The organism is Gordonibacter pamelaeae, assembly GCF_003340385.1.
Lineage (GTDB): Bacteria > Actinomycetota > Coriobacteriia > Coriobacteriales > Eggerthellaceae > Gordonibacter > Gordonibacter pamelaeae.
On the sequence record NZ_PPTS01000004.1, the window covers coordinates 310,751 to 329,790 of the forward strand.

At 69.0% G+C, this 19,040-nt stretch carries 15 protein-coding genes; 2 read left to right on the forward strand and 13 right to left on the reverse strand.

Annotation, left to right across the window (positions count from 1 at the left end; all coding sequences use genetic code 11):
- Positions 1-109: 109 nt before the first annotated feature.
- The 3 genes from recN to C1877_RS08465 form a co-directional block, all read right to left on the reverse strand.
- A complete protein-coding gene (gene recN / locus C1877_RS08455) occupies positions 110-1,774 on the reverse strand; it encodes a DNA repair protein RecN (RefSeq protein ID WP_114568933.1) in 1,665 nt (554 codons plus the stop codon).
- Between the two features lie 123 nt (positions 1,775-1,897).
- A complete protein-coding gene (locus C1877_RS08460) occupies positions 1,898-2,344 on the reverse strand; it encodes a protease inhibitor I42 family protein (RefSeq protein WP_041240340.1) in 447 nt (148 codons plus the stop codon).
- Positions 2,345-2,546: 202 nt separating this feature from the next.
- Complete coding sequence (locus C1877_RS08465; protein ID WP_114568934.1) at positions 2,547-4,469, reverse strand: leucine-rich repeat protein; 1,923 nt, start codon at positions 4,467-4,469, stop codon at positions 2,547-2,549.
- Between the two features lie 177 nt (positions 4,470-4,646).
- Here C1877_RS08465 and C1877_RS08470 point away from each other — a divergent pair, with 177 nt between their 5' ends.
- A complete protein-coding gene (locus C1877_RS08470; protein WP_114568935.1) occupies positions 4,647-6,209 on the forward strand; it encodes a vWA domain-containing protein in 1,563 nt (520 codons plus the stop codon).
- Positions 6,210-6,220: 11 nt separating this feature from the next.
- Positions 6,221-7,735 (forward strand): ATP-binding protein, encoded by a 1,515-nt coding sequence (locus C1877_RS08475; protein ID WP_114568936.1) that lies wholly within the window; start codon positions 6,221-6,223, stop codon positions 7,733-7,735.
- A 129-nt stretch (positions 7,736-7,864) separates the two neighbouring features.
- Here C1877_RS08475 and purH read toward each other — a convergent pair whose 3' ends face one another.
- The 10 genes from purH to C1877_RS08520 all read right to left on the reverse strand — a co-directional run bounded on the left by purH (position 7,865) and on the right by C1877_RS08520 (position 18,796).
- On the reverse strand, positions 7,865-9,439 hold the full coding sequence (purH, locus tag C1877_RS08480; protein WP_114568937.1) for a bifunctional phosphoribosylaminoimidazolecarboxamide formyltransferase/IMP cyclohydrolase: 1,575 nt from the start codon (positions 9,437-9,439) through the stop codon (positions 7,865-7,867).
- Positions 9,440-9,521: 82 nt separating this feature from the next.
- On the reverse strand, positions 9,522-10,511 hold the full coding sequence (locus tag C1877_RS08485) for an XdhC family protein (protein ID WP_015539732.1): 990 nt from the start codon (positions 10,509-10,511) through the stop codon (positions 9,522-9,524).
- A gap of 141 nt (positions 10,512-10,652) precedes the next feature.
- Complete coding sequence (gene purN, locus C1877_RS08490; protein ID WP_015539733.1) at positions 10,653-11,270, reverse strand: phosphoribosylglycinamide formyltransferase; 618 nt, start codon at positions 11,268-11,270, stop codon at positions 10,653-10,655.
- A 4-nt stretch (positions 11,271-11,274) separates the two neighbouring features.
- The gene (gene purM / locus C1877_RS08495) at positions 11,275-12,432 is read right to left on the reverse strand and encodes a phosphoribosylformylglycinamidine cyclo-ligase (protein ID WP_114568938.1); all 1,158 of its coding nucleotides are present in this window, start codon (positions 12,430-12,432) and stop codon (positions 11,275-11,277) included.
- Positions 12,433-12,461: 29 nt separating this feature from the next.
- Complete coding sequence (gene purF / locus C1877_RS08500) at positions 12,462-13,940, reverse strand: amidophosphoribosyltransferase (protein WP_041239405.1); 1,479 nt, start codon at positions 13,938-13,940, stop codon at positions 12,462-12,464.
- On the reverse strand, positions 13,937-14,854 hold the full coding sequence (locus C1877_RS08505) for a class B sortase (protein WP_244909828.1): 918 nt from the start codon (positions 14,852-14,854) through the stop codon (positions 13,937-13,939). The genes purF and C1877_RS08505 overlap by 4 nt, the downstream gene beginning before the upstream one ends.
- Before the next feature lie 545 nt (positions 14,855-15,399).
- Complete coding sequence (locus tag C1877_RS15925; RefSeq protein ID WP_015539734.1) at positions 15,400-15,522, reverse strand: hypothetical protein; 123 nt, start codon at positions 15,520-15,522, stop codon at positions 15,400-15,402.
- 74 nt (positions 15,523-15,596) lie between these two features.
- Entirely contained in the window at positions 15,597-17,354 is a 1,758-nt protein-coding gene (locus C1877_RS08510) for a polyphosphate--AMP phosphotransferase (protein ID WP_114568940.1), read from the reverse strand.
- Between the two features lie 364 nt (positions 17,355-17,718).
- Positions 17,719-18,015 (reverse strand): hypothetical protein, encoded by a 297-nt coding sequence (locus tag C1877_RS08515; RefSeq protein WP_114568941.1) that lies wholly within the window; start codon positions 18,013-18,015, stop codon positions 17,719-17,721.
- Between the two features lie 130 nt (positions 18,016-18,145).
- Complete coding sequence (locus tag C1877_RS08520) at positions 18,146-18,796, reverse strand: Crp/Fnr family transcriptional regulator (protein WP_227155933.1); 651 nt, start codon at positions 18,794-18,796, stop codon at positions 18,146-18,148.
- Positions 18,797-19,040: the final 244 nt, after the last annotated feature.

The following is a 19,040-nucleotide window of genomic DNA, read 5'->3' on the forward strand; positions in this document are numbered from 1 at the left end:
TTCGATAATCCTCGGTTCATTATCTTCGCCAGGGTGAGAAGCAGGGGTTGCACAATATGGCAAATCGGGCATGCTGCCGCGGTTTCCGGGCGCCGCAGGTAAACGTTGGCTAATCGGCGGCTCGCTCCAGCATCTCGCGGGCGTGGGCGAGCGATGTCTCGGTGGCGTCGCCTGACAGCATGCGGGCGATCTCGGCGGGGCGCTCGCCATCGGGGAGGCGACGCAGGTCGGTCTCGGGCATGGCGCGCTCGCCCGCCGTTTTCCGCACCACGTAGTGCACCTCGCCCCGGACGGCCACCTGCGCGAGGTGCGTGACGACGATCACCTGGTGCGTGCGCGCGAGGTCGGCGAGCACGTCGGCCAGCGCCACGGCGGTCGAGCCGCCCACACCGGCGTCCACCTCGTCGAACACGAGCGTGTCCACCTCGTCGGCCTCGCCCAGCACCACCTTCACGGCCAGCATGACGCGGCTCACCTCGCCGCCCGACGCGATGCGCGCGAGCGGGCGCGCCTGCATCCCGGCACCGGGCCGGAACAGGAACTCCACCGCCTGCGAACCCGCCTTCGTCCACTGCTCGCGCTCGAGCGGCGCAAGGTCGCACACGAGCTCGGCGCCGCCCATTTCCAGACGGCCCATCTGCGCACACACGGCTGCAGCGAACCGCGGCGCGGCCTCGGCGCGCGCCTCGGCCAACGCGGCAGCCGCCTGCGCGAGCGCCGCCTCGGCCCGATCGAGCCCCTGCCGCGCCGCGCGCTCGCGCTCGGCGGCATCGTCCACGAGCGACACGAGGTCGGCGGCCTCGGCGCGGCGCGCGAGGACGTCCTCCATGCGCGGGCCGTACGTGCGCAGCAGCCCTTGCAGCGAGGCCATACGCTCCTGCTGCTGCGCCAACGCCTCGGGATCGAACTCAACGCCCTCGCGATAGTCGCGCGTCTCGCGGGCCATGTCCTCCAGCACGTAACCGGCCTCGCGCAGGGCATCGGCGAACTCGCCGAGCTTCGCATCGTAGCGCGCAGCCGAATCGAGCGCAGAGACCGCGCCGCCCAGCGCGTCGATGGCGCCCTCCTCGCCCGCAAGCGCCTCGTGTGCCGCGCTCGCGGCAACCGCGAGCGCCTCGGCATGCTCCACGCGCCCGAGCTCTTCCAGCAGCTCGTCGTACTCGCCCTCGCGCGGGTCGACCGCGTCGATGCGCTGCAGCACGAAGCGCGCCTCGTCGAGCCTGGCCGACGAGGCCTCGACCGCCTCGCGCACGCGCGCGAGCTCGGCCGCCGCCGCACCCGCGGCCGTGAACGCCTCCTCGTAGGCGGCGCGCGCCTCGGCCACGGCCCCTCCCGCCCACGCGTCGAGCATGCGCACGTGCTGGGATGTCTTCATGAGCTGCTGGTGCTCGTGCTGACCGCAGAGGTCGATGGCGGGCGCCACGGCACGAGCAAGCTCGCCGACGCTCGCCATGCGGCCGTCGAGGGAGACGCGCGAGCGGCCGTCCGCGGTGACGCGGCGCGTGGCGACCAGCTCCCGAAGGTCGGCCTCGGCGTCCGCATCCTCGAGCCCATCGAGCGCGACGCCGTAGAACCTCCCCGACACGACGAGGGCCTCTTCGCCGTCGCGGACGGCATCCTTGTCGGCGCGCGCGCCCATGAGCAGCTTCAACGCCGAGAGCAGCGCCGTCTTGCCCGCACCCGTCTCGCCCGTGAGCACGGTCAGCCCGCGCGCCGGCACGAGCGCGGCCTCGCGGATCAACGCGAGGTTCTCAACTTGGATCTCATCGATCATCGCGCACCCCTCACACCTTGATCGTTCCTAGACCATCAAGTATAGCAGCGGTTGCGCGCCATCTCGAAACAACCACGCTTCCTTGCAGCGCAGATGCCTGCCGCAAGGAAGCGTGCGGATGGCCTACTGCACGGAGGCTTCCACGAAAACACCGTCTTTCACCTCGGTTTTGACAACAACCGTCTTGTCGCTGTCGGAAGCCTCCCATGAGCGAGCGTACGTCAGCGTAACGGTCGCTTCGCCCGAACCCTCGGCCTGGTAGGTGAACGTATGCACGCCGCCGGCGCCCGCCTTGCCGTCCGAGGTCGTGTCGGCCTCGTACTCGTCGCCGGCAGCCTTGACGGCAGCGCCTTCGATCGAGCTTTTCCACTCGTAGCCCGTGGTGGCGTTCGCGTCAAGAACCACGATCATCTTCCCGCCTTCGCACGACAGCATGCCGCCTTCGAACACGCTGTCGATCTCCTTGCCGTCCGCCGGCGAATCCGCAGCAGGCGCCGCGCATCCTGCGAGGAACGCAGCCAAGGCAACCGCGAACATGCCGCCCAGCATAACCTGCACAAACCTCTTCATCTTCATCGTCTCCTCGCTTTCCGCCGCCCAAGTGCGGCCGCCTCGCACCCCCACCGCCGTACGACCGAATCCCGAGCCGCTTTGCCAATCAAACTGCCAACACATAGTAGACCATAACGGATAAAATTGCTTGATCGGCGCTTATGCCATTGCGCTGCGCTTTAGGCCCATCCAACGGCATGCGTTCGATATCGCACCGATCTCACAGCGCGAACCGCTCCCTCGCGCTTGACGGCCTCGCCTGCTCCCGGTGCTGCTCCATGAGGTAGAGCACGCAGTCGGTGCGGTTGCAGGCACGCAGGAGCTCGATCTGCCGTTCGAAGGTGCGGTTGTCGATGAACCCGTCGCGCACGAGCGCCTCCACCATGGCCCGCTCGCCCTCCTGCGCCACCCGCTGCTGCGCCTCGCGCTCGTGTTCGCGCAGGTACGCCACGAGCGCCGCACGCGTCGTGTCCTCCAAACGGTACGGCACCGTCAGCCGATGCAGCACGGCGCCGAGCCTGTCCGGCAGGTTCTTTCCCGAACGCAGCAGTTCGTCGTAGCGAGCGTAATCGAACGGAACGCCGTCCGGCGCGTCCGTCAGGAAGCACGTGAGCAGCTGGTCGGCCGATACGTGGACGACCGTCCCCGTATGCTCGAGGCGGCACACGGCGTACTCGAAGCTCCCCTCTCCGATGGAGCGCACGCTGGCAGGGATGGGCACGGGCCCTTCGAGCACGCGCGAGCAGAAGCAGTGCGCCCCGATGGCCTCAAGGCCTTCCGGGAGCGCAAGGCGCCGTGTGCCGCGACACGCGTTGTCGCGCCCGATCACGCGCACGGTGTCGGCAACCACGAGCGACGCGGGCGCATACGGAAGCGCGCGCACGCCCACGCGCACGAGCGGGCGTCCCTTCACCGAACGCGGCAGCACCAGCACGTCCTCCGGTGCGGCCGCGTGCGCTGCGGTCGAAGCCTCCTGCCCCGGCGAGGGGGCCTGCGCAACCGCGCTCTGCCCGCGCAGGGTGGCCGCGCGCACGGCTGCCGCCGTCGCGAACCGCTTCGACACCGATGTCGGCGCCGGCGGCCCGGCTACCAGCACCGCCCCTGCATCGTCGAAGTCATACCAGCATCCGTCGAGTTCCGCCGCGCGCGGCCCCGCAAGCCGCACGCCGCGCGCCGCAAGCGCGCGGTGCGCCGGCGCTTCGGGCGGGCAGAGCCACACGGCGTCGTCCCACCCCTTCGCATCCACGCGCGTGAGCGTGGCCGGGCACGACACCACCGAGGGAGGCTCGCATCCCGCAGCGAACGCAGCGGGGCCGATGCGCTCGATACCCGCAGGCAGATCGATGCGTCCGTGGTAAGGCGAGGCCATGAACAGGAGAGACGATCCCTCGTCGGCGAACAGGTTGCCGCCCCGCGCGCAGAAGCGACCGTTGCGCGCGGCGACGGAGTACTCGCGACGCATGAGGCGCGGCGACACGCCGGCGAGGTCGCACGACTGCTCGCCCAAGATGCGTACGCCCGCACCCAGATGGATGCGCTGCGCCGACAAGGCGAGGAAGGCGTTCGCCCCGATGCGCTCGACCGTGTCGGGAATCACGAGAAGCCGCACCCCCACGCCCTGCACGAAGCGCCGCGCGAACGCTTCCGCCGCGATGCGCACCACCGGCACGCCGTCGATGCGTGCTGGGAGCACCGCCACGAGCCCTTCGGCATGCCCGACCGCCGCCGCAAAGCGCCGCAGGTCCACCGCCACGATGGCATAGCCCTCCTCGTCGCGGCGCACGCCGACAGCGCCTCGCAAGCCCGCTGCGATCCCGCCAGGCGATTCCGGCGCCGCCGCCTCGTCGCGCCGTGCTTGCCCTCCGGCCTGCGCGAGCAGCTCCTCGCGCTCCTCGTCGGACAGCCCCATGCCCAGCGAGCCGACCACCAAGAGGTCGCCGTCGGTACCCTCGGCACCGTTTCGGGCAGCCCATTCCCGATACGGGGGAAGCTGCGGCGACCACACCTCGCCATCAGCTGCGCGCGCCGCGTCCGCCACCGCGACATCGGCGACGGACAGGGTCGGCATATTTTGGTGCGCATGCACAATGAGTTCTTCGATGGGTGTTTCAGCATCGTTGAACACCAGATCATCCATAGGCATGGTTTCGTGCTACCTCCCAAAACTTATCGCCGATCCGTTTGTTTACCGCCCGCTTCCCCCATGCTACACTGCCTGTGGCGGCAAGGGCAAGCATGTGTCCGGCACAAGGGTGCGCAGGCGCGCGAACGCCCAGCCGACAGCCTCGCCGCCGCACGCACCGCCGTCGAAGGAGGCCCCATGGCGTCCGATGCCGCAGGTCCGCTTGCCCGCCAAGCCCTCGACCTCGCGAAAAACGCCCTGCTCGTGAGCTTGCGTTTCATGAACGCCGCGTTCGCGCGCCTGCACCCCTTCCCCGTGCCGGGCGCCACGCTCGCCACCGACGGCCTGCACCTGCGCTACGACCCCCTCGCGCTCGCGCGCCTCTATGCGGCCGAGCCGAACGAGCTCACACGGGCCTACCTCCACATCGTGTTGCATAACGTGTTCTTGCACCCCTACCCCGGCGAGCACGTGGACGCCGCGCGCTGGGATGCCGCCTGCGACATCGTGGTGGAACGCACCATCGCCGAGCTCGATCTGCCCGTCACCCGCACGGCGCGCGGCGCGCGCCAACAGGCGACGCTCGCGCGCATCGATGCCGCGCTGCCGCTGGCCACCGCCGAGACGGTGTACCGCCTCCTTGGCGAGGAGGGGTTCGCGGGTGAAGAGCTGGCCGAGCTGCGCGCACCCTTCTACGTGGACGACCACGAACCCTGGTACCGCATGATGGCCGCCGAGGGCGAGGGCGGCGGCGCCGAGGAGGGCCGCGCGGAAGAGCAGGATGACGGCGCCTCCACGGCGCCCGCATCGGGGCCCGCCGAGAACGGCACCGACGCCGACCTGCCCCCCGACGCCGCGAGCGCCAAGAAGAGCCACGCGTCGCACCGCGGCATGGACCCCGCCGACATCGAGCAGAAGCAGGCGCCCGAGAACGCCAAACCCTCCGTGGGCGAGCGGTTCGCCGACACGGTGAACCTCGACCGCTCGCGCGAGCAGTGGAAGAACGCCGCGCTCGAGATGGGCGTGCAGCTGGACGCCTACGCGAAGCTCTGGGGCGTCAAAGGCGCGAACCTCGCCATGAACCTGCGCGCCGTCACGCGCGAGAAGCAGGACTACCGCGAGTTCCTGCGCAAGTTCGCCCGCTGCGCTGAGCAGATCCGCGTGAACGACGACGAGTTCGACTACGTCTACTATTGCTACGGTTTGGAGCGCTACGGCAACCTGCCCCTCATCGAGCCGCTCGAGTACGTGGAGGAGAAGCGCATCCGCGACTTCGTCATCGCCATCGACACCTCGGCCTCGACGAAGGACGGCCTCGTGCGCCGCTTCATCGAGAAGACGTACGCCATCCTCGAGCAGGAAACGAGCTTCTTCGCCGACATGAACGTGCTCATCGTGCAGTGCGACGCCGCCGTCACGGACGTGGCGCACATCGCGAACCTGCGCGATCTGGATGCCTACCTGGACGACCTCGAGATCAAGGGGTTGGGCGGCACCGACTTCCGCCCCGTGTTCGCCTACGTGGACGACGCCGTGGAGCGCGGCGAGCTGGCGAACCTCGGCGGCCTCATCTACTTCACCGACGGCCAGGGCACCTACCCGGCCCGCAAGCCCGATTACGACACCGCGTTCGTCTTCGTCGACGACGCGTCAGCCGCCGCCAGCCCCCACGTGCCCGCCTGGGCCATGAAGGTGGAGCTCGACGAAACCGTCATAGTGGACGACGCCCCGCAGGCAGCAGGCGCGTCGCATCCGCGCTAGAAAGGATAGCCATGGATATCCGTCAGGCGAAAGACCAGATCAAAAACGCGATGGTCGCGTACTTCTCGAAGGACGAGTTCGGCAACTACCGCCTGCCCACCGAACGGCAGCGCCCCGTGTTCCTACTGGGCGCGCCCGGCATCGGCAAGACGGCCATCATGGAGCAGATCGCCCAGGACCTCGACGTGGGGTTCGTGTCGTACTCGATGACGCACCACACGCGGCAAAGCGCGCTCGGCCTGCCCTTCATCGCGAAGAAGACCTACGACGGCGTGGAGTACGACGTGTCCGAGTACACGATGAGCGAGATCATCGCCGCCGTGTACGACGCGATGGAGGCCACCGGCAAGCGCGAGGGCATCCTGTTCCTCGACGAGATCAACTGCGTGTCGGAAACGCTGACGCCCGCCATGCTGCAGTTCTTGCAGTACAAGGTGTTCGGCCGGCATCGCGTGCCGGACGGCTGGATCGTGGTGACGGCCGGCAACCCGCCCGAGTACAACCGCACGGCGCACGACTTCGACATCGCCACGTGGGACCGCCTCAAGCGCATCGACGTGGAGCCCGACTTCGCCGCCTGGCGCGATTTCGCCGTGGAGTCGGGCGTGCACCCCGCCGTACTCACCTACCTCGACATCGAGCGCGACCACTTCTACCGCGTGGAGACCACCGTGGACGGCAAGTCGTTCGTCACCGCGCGCGGCTGGGACGACCTGTCGGCTATGATGAAGCTCTACGAGGAGCAGGGGATTCCCGTCGACGAGCTGCTGATCGGCCAATACGTGCAGAACGCCGAGATCGCGAAGCGCTTCAGCGTGTACTACGACCTGTTCACGAAGTACCGCGCCGATTACCAGATCGACCGCATCCTGACCGGCGAGGCCGACCCTTCCGTGACCGACCGCGCCCGCGAGGCCGCCTTCGACGAGCGCGTTTCGCTCATGGGGCTCGTCACCGACGCCCTCGGCGGGCGCCTGCGCGAGGCCGTGCTGGAGGAGCGCGCCGTGGAGTTCATGCACGGGAAGCTGGCCGCCATGCGCGACGCCCTCGGCGGCGCCGACGACGCGAACGCGCTGCCGCAGCTGCGCGACGAGGCCGCCGGGGTGCAACGCCTCCTCGACACCGAGCGCAAGGCGGGCCTGCTGTCGGACGAGAAGTACGTGGCCTACGAGCGCACGCTCGCGCTGGTCGATCGCGCCTTGCGCTGCGACGCGGTCGGAGGCGGCGTGCCGTTCTCGCGCGTCAAGGAGCTGTTCGCCGAGCAGGTGAACGCGCTCGACGAGCGCATCGCGGGCACCTCGAGCGCGCTCGACAACGCGTTCCGTTTCGTGGAAGACGCGTTCGGCGGCGGTCAGGAGATGCTGCTGCTCGTCACCGACCTGTCCGTCAACCGCTACGGCATGGCCTTCATCAACGCGCACGGCTGCGAGCGCTATTTCGCGCACAACGAGGACCTGCTGTTCTACGAACGCGGCGCCGACCTGGCCGACCGCATCAACCGCCTGGATCTGACAGAAGGCGAATAGCACCCGGCGGCCGGCTGCCATCGCGCGACGAGGCACCTTCCCGCACGCATCGAAAAGGGACGTCCTTGCGGGCGTCCCTTCGTTTTCGAGCGTTTCGACGGCCGGGAGGCCGCCTGAAAAGGCGCCTTCCTAGTGGCGGAAGTGCCTATGCCCCGTGAACACGAGCGCTATGCCGTGCTCGTCGGCGGCGGCGATGACCTCCTCGTCGCGGATGGAGCCGCCCGGCTCGATGACGGCGGTCACGCCGGCTTCGGCGAGCGCGTCCAGGCCGTCGCGGAACGGGAAGAACGCGTCGGACGCGGCCACGGCGCCCTGCGCAGCATCGCCCGCCTGCTCCACGGCGATGCGCGCGGAGTTCACGCGGTTCGGCTGGCCGCCGCCCACGCCGATGGTAGCGTGGCCCTTCGTGATGGCGATGGCGTTGGACTTGATGGACTTGCACACCTTCCATGCGAACAGAAGCTCGGCCATCTCCTCGTCGGTGGGCTGGCGCTTCGTGGGCACGGTGAACGCCGCGGGGTCCTCGGCCACGGCGTCGGAGTCCTGGCACAGGAGGCCGCCTTCGACGGAGCGATACTCCACCTCGCCGCCGGCCGGGTTCACGCCGCCCGTGGACAGCAGGCGCGCGTTCTTCTTGGCGCTGTACATGTCCAGCGCGTCGCCCGCGAACTCGGGCGCGATGATGGCCTCCACGAACTGCTTGTTGTCGAAGATGGCCACCACGACGTCGCTCGTCACGGGACGGTTGAACGCCATGACGCCGCCGTAGGCGCTCACCGGGTCGCACGCGTGCGCGCGCTGGTAGGCGGCCACGAGGTCGTCGTCCTGGCACACGCCGCAGGGCGTGAGGTGCTTCACGATGACGCAGGCCGGCTCGTCGAACTCGCGCACGGCCGTCCAGGCGGCGTCGAGGTCGAGATAGTTGTTGTACGACAGCTCCTTGCCCTGGTGCTGCTTGGCATGGGCAAGGGAGTGCTCGGCGTTCACGTAGCCGTCGCGACGGTAGAACGCGGCCGCCTGGTGCGGGTTCTCGCCGTAGCGCAGGTCCTGCACCTTCTGCAGGCGCAGCGTGCGCTCGGCCGGGAACTGCGCGGAACCCTCGCCCTCCAGCTGGGCGCCCATCCACGCGGCGATGGCGCCGTCGTAGGCCGCCGTGGTCTGGAACACGTCGAGGGCCAGCTTGGCGCGCGTGTCGCGCAGCGTGGCGCCGTCGTTGGCGCGCATCTCGGCCAGGATGGCGTCGTAGCTCTCGGGGCGCGTGACCACGGCCACGCTCTCGAAGTTCTTCGCCGCGGAGCGCAGCATCGACGGGCCGCCGATGTCGATGTTCTCGATGCAGGTGCCGAAGTCGGCCCCGCCGGCCACCGTCTTCTCGAAGGCGTAGAGGTTCACCACCACCATATCGATCATCTCGATGCCGTGCTCGGCCGCCTGGGCCATGTGGGCCTCGTTGTCGCGCTTGGCCAAGAGGCCGCCGTGCACGCGCGGGTGCAGCGTCTTCACGCGGCCGTCCATCATCTCGGGGAACTGCGTCACGTCGTCGATGGGCGTGACGGGCACGCCGGCGTCCTTCAGGGCGCGGGCCGTGCCGCCCGTGGAGATGATCTCCGCCCCGAACTCGTTCACGAGCGCGCGGGCGAAGTCCGCCACGCCCGTCTTGTCCGTCACGGACACGAGCACGCGCTTGATCTTAGGATCGCTCATATGGTCTTACATCCTTTCTGGTTGACTCCTGCTATGGTGAACCCGCCGATCCGCGACGGGAAACAGGCTGATCGGGGCCGGCTTAGCGACCCAAACTCTTCTCGTGGCGCTCGCGCGCCTCATCACTGTAGCGCTGCCGGTAGCGCACGTCCACCAGTTCGGCAACGATGGCGATGGCCAATTCGGCGGGCGTCTTCGCCCCGAACTTGAGGCCGATGGGACGCTTGACGCGCGCCCAGTCCTCCTCGGTGGCACCGGCGGCCAACACCAGCTCGTGCACGCGATCGTTCTTGCCCGCGCAGCCCATCATGCCCACGTAGTGCGCGTGATGCCCGGTGGCCCACACGCAGCCCTCGGGGTCGAACATATGGCCGCGCGTGAGCACGCACACGTAGTCCTCCGGCGCGCAGGCCAGCTCGGCCAGGCCGTCAAAGTTCCCGCCGTCGAGCACGATGCGCCGCGCCCGCGGAAAGCGCGCCTCGCTCACGTATGCAGGATCGTAGTCCACCACGCACACGGCGAAGCCCACGTGGTCGGCGAGCGCCGCCACCTCGCTCGCGGCATCCGACGCGCCCAGCAGCCACACGCGAACCTGTTCGAACAGCGGCACGGAGAGCCAGGTGAGGCCCTCGAACTGCTCGTTGTGCATCGAGGGGCCGCGCGTGGCGTCCTTCATCTGGAACGTGTCGCGCGGGCTGAACGGCCGCGATGCGACGATCTCCTTCGCGTCGTTGCAGAAGAACACGAGCGGCTCGCCGTCGGCGGAGCCCGTCTCGCCGTACTTCTTCGTCACCTCGTTGTCGGTGTTGGCCTGCGCCTCGGCGGCATCGTAGACCACCTTGAAGCCGAGCCAGGCGAGGTCGCCCTCGTCCATCGCGCGCAGGGCGCACTCGAAGGTGGGGACGTCGGCCGTGGTCAAGCTCGCGGCGACCACGTCAAGGTACGACGGGTCCACGTGTTGGTTGCCCTCGAGCGCCTCGGCCGAGAAGCACGGGAAGTCCTCGGGCGAGAGCCGGGGCGTACGCCCCGCCCGCAGGTCGTCGACGATGCTTTGCAGCGTTTCCTTGTTCATGGGCAGGGCTCCTTACGGTCGACAAGCACGGTTGCAAGCTGCGCGCGAGACGTGGTCGAATACGCACGCCCCTCCCGCGCGCCGGAAGAGGGGCCCTGCGCGCCGGACGCGCCTTTCGCGCGACCAGTCAGGGGCCCGACGTCAGGCAGGGGCGATATGCACCTTGCGGTCCTCGCCCACGCTCACGCGGCCTTCGGCCACGAGGCGCAGCACCTCGGGGTACAGCACGTGCTCGACCTCGTGGATGCGCGCCTCGAGCGCCTCCAGCGTATCGTCCTCGCGCACCTCCACGGCGCGCTGCGCCACGATGGGGCCCTTGTCGTAGTCCTCGTTCGCGAAGTGGACGGTGATGCCCGTCACCTTCACGCCCGCGTCGTATGCGTCGGCGATGGCATGCGCGCCCTTGAAGGACGGCAGCAGGGCTGGATGCAGGTTGAGCACGCGGTCGGGAAACGCTTCGAGCATGACCGGCGTCACCTTGCGCATGTAGCCCGCCATGACCACGTATTCCGCCCCCGCCTCTCGCAGCTCCGCCACGATGCGCGCGTCGGCCGCCTCGGGGTCGGCGTACACGCCGCGGTTGAGCACGGTTGCGGGGATGCCCGCCGCGCGCGCCCGCTCGATACCGTACGCGTCCGGCCGCGACGACACCACCCGCACGATGTCCACCGGCAGCCCCTCGCCCGCCGCATCGATGATAGCCTGCAAGTTCGTGCCGCTCCCCGAGAGCAGCACCCCGATCTTAAGCGGTTCGACCATGGCCCTACGCCTCCGCGCCGGCGTCGTACCCGTAGAGCTCACCGTCGTTCGCGTAGCGCACTGCGCCCTCGCCGGCTACGATGCGGCCCACGCGGTACGTGGCCTCGCCGGCCTCGGCCAGGGCGGCCTCCACCTCGCCGGCGCGAGCGGGGTCGACGATCAAGACCATGCCCAAGCCCATGTTGAACGTCTTCAGCGCCTCAGCCTCGTCGAGGTGCGCGGCGCCGCACACGAACCTCGCGATGGGAGGCACGGGCCACGTGCCCAGGTCCACCTCGGCGTCGCAGGTCTTCGGCAGCGCGCGGTCCAGGTTCTCGGAGATGCCGCCGCCCGTGATGTGCGCCAGCGCGCGCACGGCGCCGGGGCAGGCGTCCAGCACGGCGCGCACGGGCTTCACGTAGATGCGCGTGGGCGTGAGCAGGGCGTCCTGCAGGCACGCGCCGTCCAGCTCCTCGCGCTCAAGACGCAGCTCGTAGTGGGTCTTGCCCTCCACGCACACCTTGCGGGCGAGCGAGTAGCCGTTGGAGTGCAGGCCGCTCGACGCCAGGCCGATCAGCACGTCTCCCTCGCGCACGGCCGCGGGGTCGAGCATCTTCGCCCGGTCCACCACGCCCACGCAGAAGCCGGACAGGTCGTAGTCGTCCGGGTCCATCACGCCGGGGTGCTCGGCCATCTCGCCGCCGATGAGCGCGCAGCCGGCCTGCTTGCAGCCCTCGCCGATGCCCGCCACGATCTCGGCCACGTTCTCGGCCTTGAGCTTGCCGATGGCCACGTAGTCCAGGAAGAACAGCGGCTCGGCGCCCGTGGCCAGGATGTCGTTCGCGCACATGGCCACCAGGTCGATGCCCACCGTGTCGTGCTTGCCGGCCAGCTGGGCCACCTTGAGCTTCGTGCCCACGCCGTCGGTGCCGCTTACCAGCAGCGGGTCGTCCATGTCCTTGGCCGCCGCGATGGAGAACAGCCCGCCGAAGCCGCCGATGTCGCCGACCACCTCGGGCCGGTACGTATCGTGCACCACGCCCTTGATGGCGTCCACGGCGCGCGCGCCCTCGGCCGTGTCCACGCCCGCCTGCGCGTAGGTCGTGGCCTCCTCGTCCATCCAACTGGGCATCGCGGGGGCGTCGTCGGCTCCGGCGGCGCTCACGGTTATTCTCTCGGTCATGGTAACGCTCCTTGCTTGATCGTGGTCCCCTACTGGTCGCCTTCGGCGTATATCTCCTCGAAATCCTTCTTCGTCTTGAAGCTCTTCTTCGCCACGGAGGAGGGAATCTCCACCGGGTAGTCGCCCGTGAAGCAGGCGTCGCAAAAGCCCTGGCAGCGCGCGTCGGGCACGGCGGCGCGCAGGCCCGCGAGCGAGATGAACGCCAGCGAGTCCGAGCCGATCCACGCGTTCATCTCGTCGAGCGTCATGTTCGCCGCGATGAGCTGGTCGCGCGTGTCGGTGTCGATGCCGTAGAAGCACGGCCACCTCACCTCCGGGCTCACGATGCGCAGGTGCACCTCCGTCGCCCCCGCGTCGCGCAGCATCTGCACGAGCTTCTTCGACGTGTTGCCGCGCACGATGCTGTCATCGATGACCACGAGGCGCTTGCCCTCGATCACCGAGCGCAGCGGGTTCAGCTTCAGGCGGATGCCCAGCTGCCGCATGGCCTGGGTGGGCTCGATGAAGGTGCGGCCCACGTAGCGGTTCTTCACGATGCCGTCGGCGTACGGGATGCCGCTCTCGGCCGCGAACCCCAGCGCCGGCGGCACGCCCGAGTCGGGCACGCCGAGCACGAGGTCGGCCTCCACGGGCGCCTCCTGCGTCAGGATGCGCCCCATGTTGCGGCGAGCCTGGTACACGCTCTGGCCGTCGATCACGCTGTCGGGGCGCGCGAAGTACACGTACTCGAAGATGCACGCGGCCGGCCTGCCCGCGGGCACGCCCTGCTCGGCGTGCATGCCCTCCTCGTTGAAGCGCACGATCTCGCCGGGCGCCACGTCGCGCACGTAGCGCGCGCCCACGATGTCGAGGCCGCACGTCTCGCTGGACACCGCCCAGCCGCGGCCGTCCGGCAGCTCGCCGATGCACAGCGGTCGAATGCCGTTCGGGTCGCGGAACGCATAGAGCGAGTCGGGGCTGGCCAGCACCATGGCGTAGGCGCCCGACAGGTCCTCCATGACACGGCGGATGCCGCTGCGAAGATGGTGCGTGGCCTGCGTCTCCTGGCCGATGGCCTTCGCGGCCACCTCGCTGTCGGTGCTCGAGCGGAACTGCACGCCCTCGTCCACGAGGCGGGCGCGCAGACGGCTCGTGTTCACGAGCGTGCCGTTGTGCGCGAGCGCGATGAGCACGTCGTCGATGGCCGAGATGTGCGGCTGGGCGGCCTCCCACGACGCGGCGCCGCCGCTCGTGGAGTAGCGCGCGTGACCCACGGCCACGAAGCCCTCGAGCGCTGCGAGCGTGGCCTCGTCGAACACCTGCGTCACGAGGCCCAGGTCCTTCGCCGCCACGACGGTCTCGCCGTCGCCCACGGCGATGCCGGCGCTTTCCTGGCCGCGGTGCTGCAGTGCCTGCAGCCCGAAGCAGGCCATGCGGGCCACGTCCTCGCCGGGGGCGAACACGCCGAACACGGCGCACTCCTCCTCCAAGCGGTCGGGACGCTCCCCGGGAAGCACGGACGTGCTCACGCGGCGACCTCCTTCGACGCGTCGTCCACGGCGGCTGCGGCCTCCGGGTCGACGGCCGCATCGGTGCCGCCCACGGCCGCGACGCCCGCCACCGTGCTCTCCTCGAGGTACGAGAACAGCACGAAGCGCCCATCGCTCGGCAGGTTGTCGCAGGTGGCGAACGCAAACAGGTGCGCGATATCCGCAGCTGCCGGCGCATCGGAAACCGCCACCACCGAGCGGTCGACCTTGTCCTGGATATAGGAGGCCAGCTCCCCCTCCGTCGCAAACGCCGTCTGGGCCAGCGGGTCGTCGGCCGCCACGTGGACGAGCGAGAGCGACCGCAGCTTGAAGTTGCCCTGCGGCGTGAGGATATAGGCCGTGCGATGGGCGTTGAACTGGTCCGCGTTCTCGAAGTCCGCGATGGCGGCGAACATGGAGCCGTTGTTCAGATGGTGCCCGTACACGATGTTGTTCGCGTCGGAGAAGTCGGCCGCGTTCGCCGCCGACAGGAAGATGGAGCCGTACGTGGCGCCCCACGCCTGCTGGCCGTTGAAGTCGGTGGTGAGGTACTTCTCGTCGTCGGTCGTGTGCACGATGGGGTAGTTCACCGCAGTGCCGGGGATGTAGACCCAGCCCACGGTGTCGGGGTTGATGGCCAGAAGGCGGTCCCAGTCAACCGTGAGGTCGGCGAGCGCCGTGCCCTCGAGGTCCTCGGGCGCCGCGAACACCTCCTCGGCCACGGAGTCGTAGGCGTTCTGGCCCTGCCAGTAGCTGTAGCCGATGGCGCCGAGCGCCACGAGCGCGACGGCGAACACCACGAGCGCAACCCAGAATACGATGCGCCACGGGCCGCCCTTCCTCGCGCCGCCGCGGCCCTTGCCCTTGCCGCCATGGCCGCCGCCGGCCGCGTCCGCGCCGTAGGCAGCCGGCACGGCGCGTCCCGCCTGGGCAGGACGGAAGCCCTGCGGACGGGCTCCCTGCTGGGGCGGGTGATGGCCCGGCCGGCCTTGCTGCTGCGTATATGCTTGGGGGGCCGCCTGCCTCTGCGGCTGCGGGGCGCGCTGCTGCGCCGCCGGGTGCGGGGCCGCCTGCGGGCGGGGTGCTTGCCGAGAGCCTGCCTGGCGCTGCTGGGGAGCGCGCTGCCGTGTTTGGGCCGCACGGTGCACTTCGGGCTGGGCCCGGTGCTGCGGCTGCTGCGGTTGCGAGGATTGCTGGGGCTGCGGCTGGCGGGCGGCATGCCGGGGAGCCTGCTCGTCAGGCTGCGCGGAGCCGCGCAGCGCGTGGCGACCGCGCGGCGTCGGGTCGGGATATTGTCGATACTCGGCCATAGCTCCCTTTCGGATGGACGAATGCCGGGCTACGCGCGGGGCCTCGCCCGCCGTCTCCAGACCGTTACCATAATAAGCAAACGCCCCCGGAATGGGGGCGCGGTGCCTCGAAAACGCTCATATTTCACGAAGCGGCGGTTCCAGCGGAGCTACTTCTTCTTCATCTCGTCGATGAAGCCCTTGGCGATGAATACGACGATGATAAGAACGATGATGGCCACGATTACCCAAATTGCCCACATGGGAATCTGCATTCCGAAAAGTTCCACCATGGTGGCTACCCCTTTGTCCAAGCACGCCGAAGCATGCGGTTCGATTCCGATCGTCTGATCATGGTAGCGCTATCTCACTTTTCGCGCAAGCGCGCTTCCAGCGCATCGTTGATTATTTTAAGGGCCTTGACGCGGGCGTAGCGCTTGTCGTCGCTCTCCAGCACCATCCAGGGCGCGAAAGGCGTGGACGTCAGGCGGAACATATCCTCGATAGCCGCCTTGTACTGGGGGTACTTATCGCGGTTGCGCCAATCCTCGTCGGTGATCTTCCACTGCTTCGCCGGATCCTGCTCGCGGTCGCGGAAGCGGCGCAACTGCTCCTCGGGGCTCACGTCGACCCAGAACTTCAGCAGGATGGCGCCCCAGCGCACCAGCTCGCGCTCGAACTCGTTGATCTCGTCATAGGCACGGCCCCACTCGCTCGGCGTGGCGAACCCCTCCACGCGCTCCACGAGCACGCGGCCGTACCAGCTGCGGTCGTAGATGCCCACGTGGCCGGCCTTCGGCAGACGCGTCCAGTAGCGCCAGAGATGCGGGTGCAGGAGCTCCGGCTTCGTGGGGGCGGGGCTCGGGAACACGGTGTAGGCGCGCGCGTCGAGCGCCTGGGCCACGCGCTTGATGTTGCCGCCCTTGCCCGCGGCATCCCAGCCCTCGTACATGACCATGAGGGGGATGCGCTTCTGGTACATCTCCATCTCCAGCTTGTTCAGACGCTCCTGCTCGGCCTTGAGCTGGCGCTTGTAGTCCTCGGGCGCCAGCGCCAGCGCGTGGTCCACCGCATCGAGCGCGGGGTAGTCGTCCATGATGACGAAGCGCGAGGCGCGCGGGGCGCGTGCGGAGGCCTCGGCGGCCTCCTGCTCGGCGGCGGCGCGCACGGCCTGCTCCTGCTCGGGCGTGCGCGCCCCCTGCGGCGCCTCGTCCAGGAGGCCGGCCGAGTTCGCCTGCGCCTTCGCGGCCGCCTGGGCCACGGCAGGATCGGGCTGGGCCGCGAGCGCGCCCTTCACGGCCTCCACGAGCGTTTCGGCGATAGCCAGGTTCGCCGCGCGCTTGTCCTCGCCGTTCACCAGGTGCCACGGCGTGTACGAGAAGTTGCTGCCCTCCAGCAGGTGGTCATAGAGGCGGTACGCCTGCGCGTAGTTGCGCACGCTGGCAAGCTTCTCCTTGCTCACGCGCCAGCGCGTGGCCGGGTCGTCGTGCAGGCGCTCAAGGCGCTTCCTCTGCGCTTCCTGGCCCACGTGCACGAAGAACTTCACCACCACGTAGCCGTCGTCCACGAGCTGCTGCTCGAAGTCGGCGGCCGAGGTGAGGTAGCGGTGCAAGAGGTCGATGTGCCGCTCGTCGCGCGCCCGCTCCACGGCGGCAACGGCCTTCTTGCCGGCCTTCTTCCCGCCCTTGCCGGCGCCGCCGCCCGGCCCGCCCAGCGAGAGCGCGCCGAACTCCGTGTACAGCAGGTGCTGCGTGGCGGCCGTGTACCAGCCGCGATCGTAGAACGTGATGGCGCCGCGCGGGCCGAGCGCGCGCCAGAACTCCTGCATGACCGGGTAGAAGCCCGTCACCCCTTGCCGGGCGCCCGCAAAGGAGCGGGCGGCCTTGACGTCCAGGTCCTCGGTGACGTAGACGCTCGTGGCGCGCGCGTCCAGGTTGTACATGAGGTCGGAGATGCGGCTGCCCTTGCCGGCGCCGTTCCAACCCTCGAACAGCACCACCAGCCCCACGCCCTTCTTCACCGCCTCCTGCTGCAGCACCACGAGCTCCTCCATGAGCGCGTCGCGGCGCGGCTTGTACTCTTCTTTGGACAGCGGGGGACGTGAGAGGTCGACTGACTCGAGCATAGGGCATCCTTTCCCGAAACGGTGTGCCCATCATAGCACAGGCCGCGAATGGGCCCGGCAGCTTGAACCAGAAGGGAAAGCGGGGCCGCATCCGGTGCCGCGATCGCGGCTCCAGGCTGTTCGGGAAGGTCGGCCGACGAGGGTGGGAAGGTCACGATGCAGAAGCGTGGGTCGGGCGCCGCGATGCCGGCGCGTGGACGCCCGAGGCGCCGCGAAATCCGCATGCGGGCGACCGTCGCCGCGAGGCAGCGTGCGGGCGCCTGCCGGCGTGGGCGCCATGCGGGCGCCTGCCGGCGTGGGCGCCATGCGGGCGCCCGAGGCGCGCGAGCCTGGGCGCGGATGGTCGAGCGCCGCGAGCGGACGGTCAGGCGGCCTCGGCGACCCGCGCAGCAGCGCCCTCGCCGCGGCGCTCCAGGCGGCGGTTGCGGGCGAACAGGGCGATGTCCGTCGACACGAGCACCAGGTCGAGCACGTACAGGTACACCACGCCGTCGAAGTTGTACACGAGCTTGTTGACGATGCCCGCCACGTAGCCGGTGGCAACCACCAGCATGAACAGCAGGCTCTTGCCCTTCGTAGAGCGCGCCTTCGCCGACCGGTAGATGGAAAAGGGCCAGGCGGCCCCAAAGCAGATCAGCATGATGATCTCGAAAATACTCACGGGTGGTTACTCCTTCGCTTGTTTTTTGACGAAGGCCATCGTACGGCGCAGCAGCGACACCGTATGTGTCATATGCAACGAAAGTGAGAACCACCGCGAGTTTTCGATGGCAAGTCGCCTGATTGGACCTTTACGGCCTCAGCAGACGGAACGTCGAGCGGTCGAAGTCGATCACGCCCTCGTCGCGCATGCGCGCGAGCACCTTCGACAGCGCCGCGCGGTCGACCTCCAGGTAGTCGGCCAGCTGCTGGCGGTTGAACGGGATGGCGAAGAGGTCGCTTCCGGCGAGGGCGGCCTGCTCGGAAAGGTACGACAGCACCTTGCCGCGCGTCGTGCGCTTCGCTGTGTGCGTGATCTTGCGGTTGAGCACGGCGTACTTGCCGGCGAGCATGCGCGCGAAGTTGGCGAGCGCGCGCACGTGGCAGGCGGGCGCACCGGGCGGCGGGTTCAGTATCCGGCCCGTATCCAGGTACAGCGCGCGCGTGGGAACCAGCGCCAGGCCGTGCGTGTCGAGCGCGGGCACCGGATCGCAGGCGCTCGACGCACCGAACAGGTCTCCCTCCCCCACCTCGGACACGATGCTGGCGTTGCCCCAGAAATCGTCCTGCATCACATGGAGCGCGCCCGACAGCACGAGCCCCACCTCGTGCGGCACGTCGCCCTCGCGGAACAGCAGCTCCCCCTTCTCGAACGACTCCTCGTGCGCGTCGAAACGCGCGAGAAGCTTCGGCACCTCCCCGGGATCCACGCCCCCGAACAAGGAGAACTCCGCCGGTTCCATCACGCTGCCATCCCCTCCTTTCTTGCCACCTTCGACCCATCTTAGCATGGGCCGCGAGACGGCGCGCAAGGTGCTCGGGTTCGCACAGGGGCGAGTGACGCCGAAAACGCCCTCGAGTGCCAAAAACGAGCCGGTTTGGCAATCGGTAAGCCCCCGCAGCGGCGAACGTGCCAGGAGCGAGTCAAGCAGAAAGAGCGTTTTACCAGGTCGCTGTCATTCCTCATAATCATATCGTCGAAGTAGG

Coding starts and splice junctions, on each gene's coding strand:
- recN (WP_114568933.1), bottom strand. CDS start 1,774: ATGATCGATGAGATCCAAGTTGAGAACCTCGCGTTGATCCGCGAGGCC.
- C1877_RS08460 (WP_041240340.1), bottom strand. CDS start 2,344: ATGAAGAGGTTTGTGCAGGTTATGCTGGGCGGCATGTTCGCGGTTGCC.
- C1877_RS08465 (WP_114568934.1), bottom strand. CDS start 4,469: ATGCCTATGGATGATCTGGTGTTCAACGATGCTGAAACACCCATCGAA.
- C1877_RS08470 (WP_114568935.1), top strand. CDS start 4,647: ATGGCGTCCGATGCCGCAGGTCCGCTTGCCCGCCAAGCCCTCGACCTC.
- C1877_RS08475 (WP_114568936.1), top strand. CDS start 6,221: ATGGATATCCGTCAGGCGAAAGACCAGATCAAAAACGCGATGGTCGCG.
- purH (WP_114568937.1), bottom strand. CDS start 9,439: ATGAGCGATCCTAAGATCAAGCGCGTGCTCGTGTCCGTGACGGACAAG.
- C1877_RS08485 (WP_015539732.1), bottom strand. CDS start 10,511: ATGAACAAGGAAACGCTGCAAAGCATCGTCGACGACCTGCGGGCGGGG.
- purN (WP_015539733.1), bottom strand. CDS start 11,270: ATGGTCGAACCGCTTAAGATCGGGGTGCTGCTCTCGGGGAGCGGCACG.
- purM (WP_114568938.1), bottom strand. CDS start 12,432: ATGACCGAGAGAATAACCGTGAGCGCCGCCGGAGCCGACGACGCCCCC.
- C1877_RS15925 (WP_015539734.1), bottom strand. CDS start 15,522: ATGGTGGAACTTTTCGGAATGCAGATTCCCATGTGGGCAATTTGGGTA.
- C1877_RS08510 (WP_114568940.1), bottom strand. CDS start 17,354: ATGCTCGAGTCAGTCGACCTCTCACGTCCCCCGCTGTCCAAAGAAGAG.
- C1877_RS08520 (WP_227155933.1), bottom strand. CDS start 18,796: ATGGAACCGGCGGAGTTCTCCTTGTTCGGGGGCGTGGATCCCGGGGAG.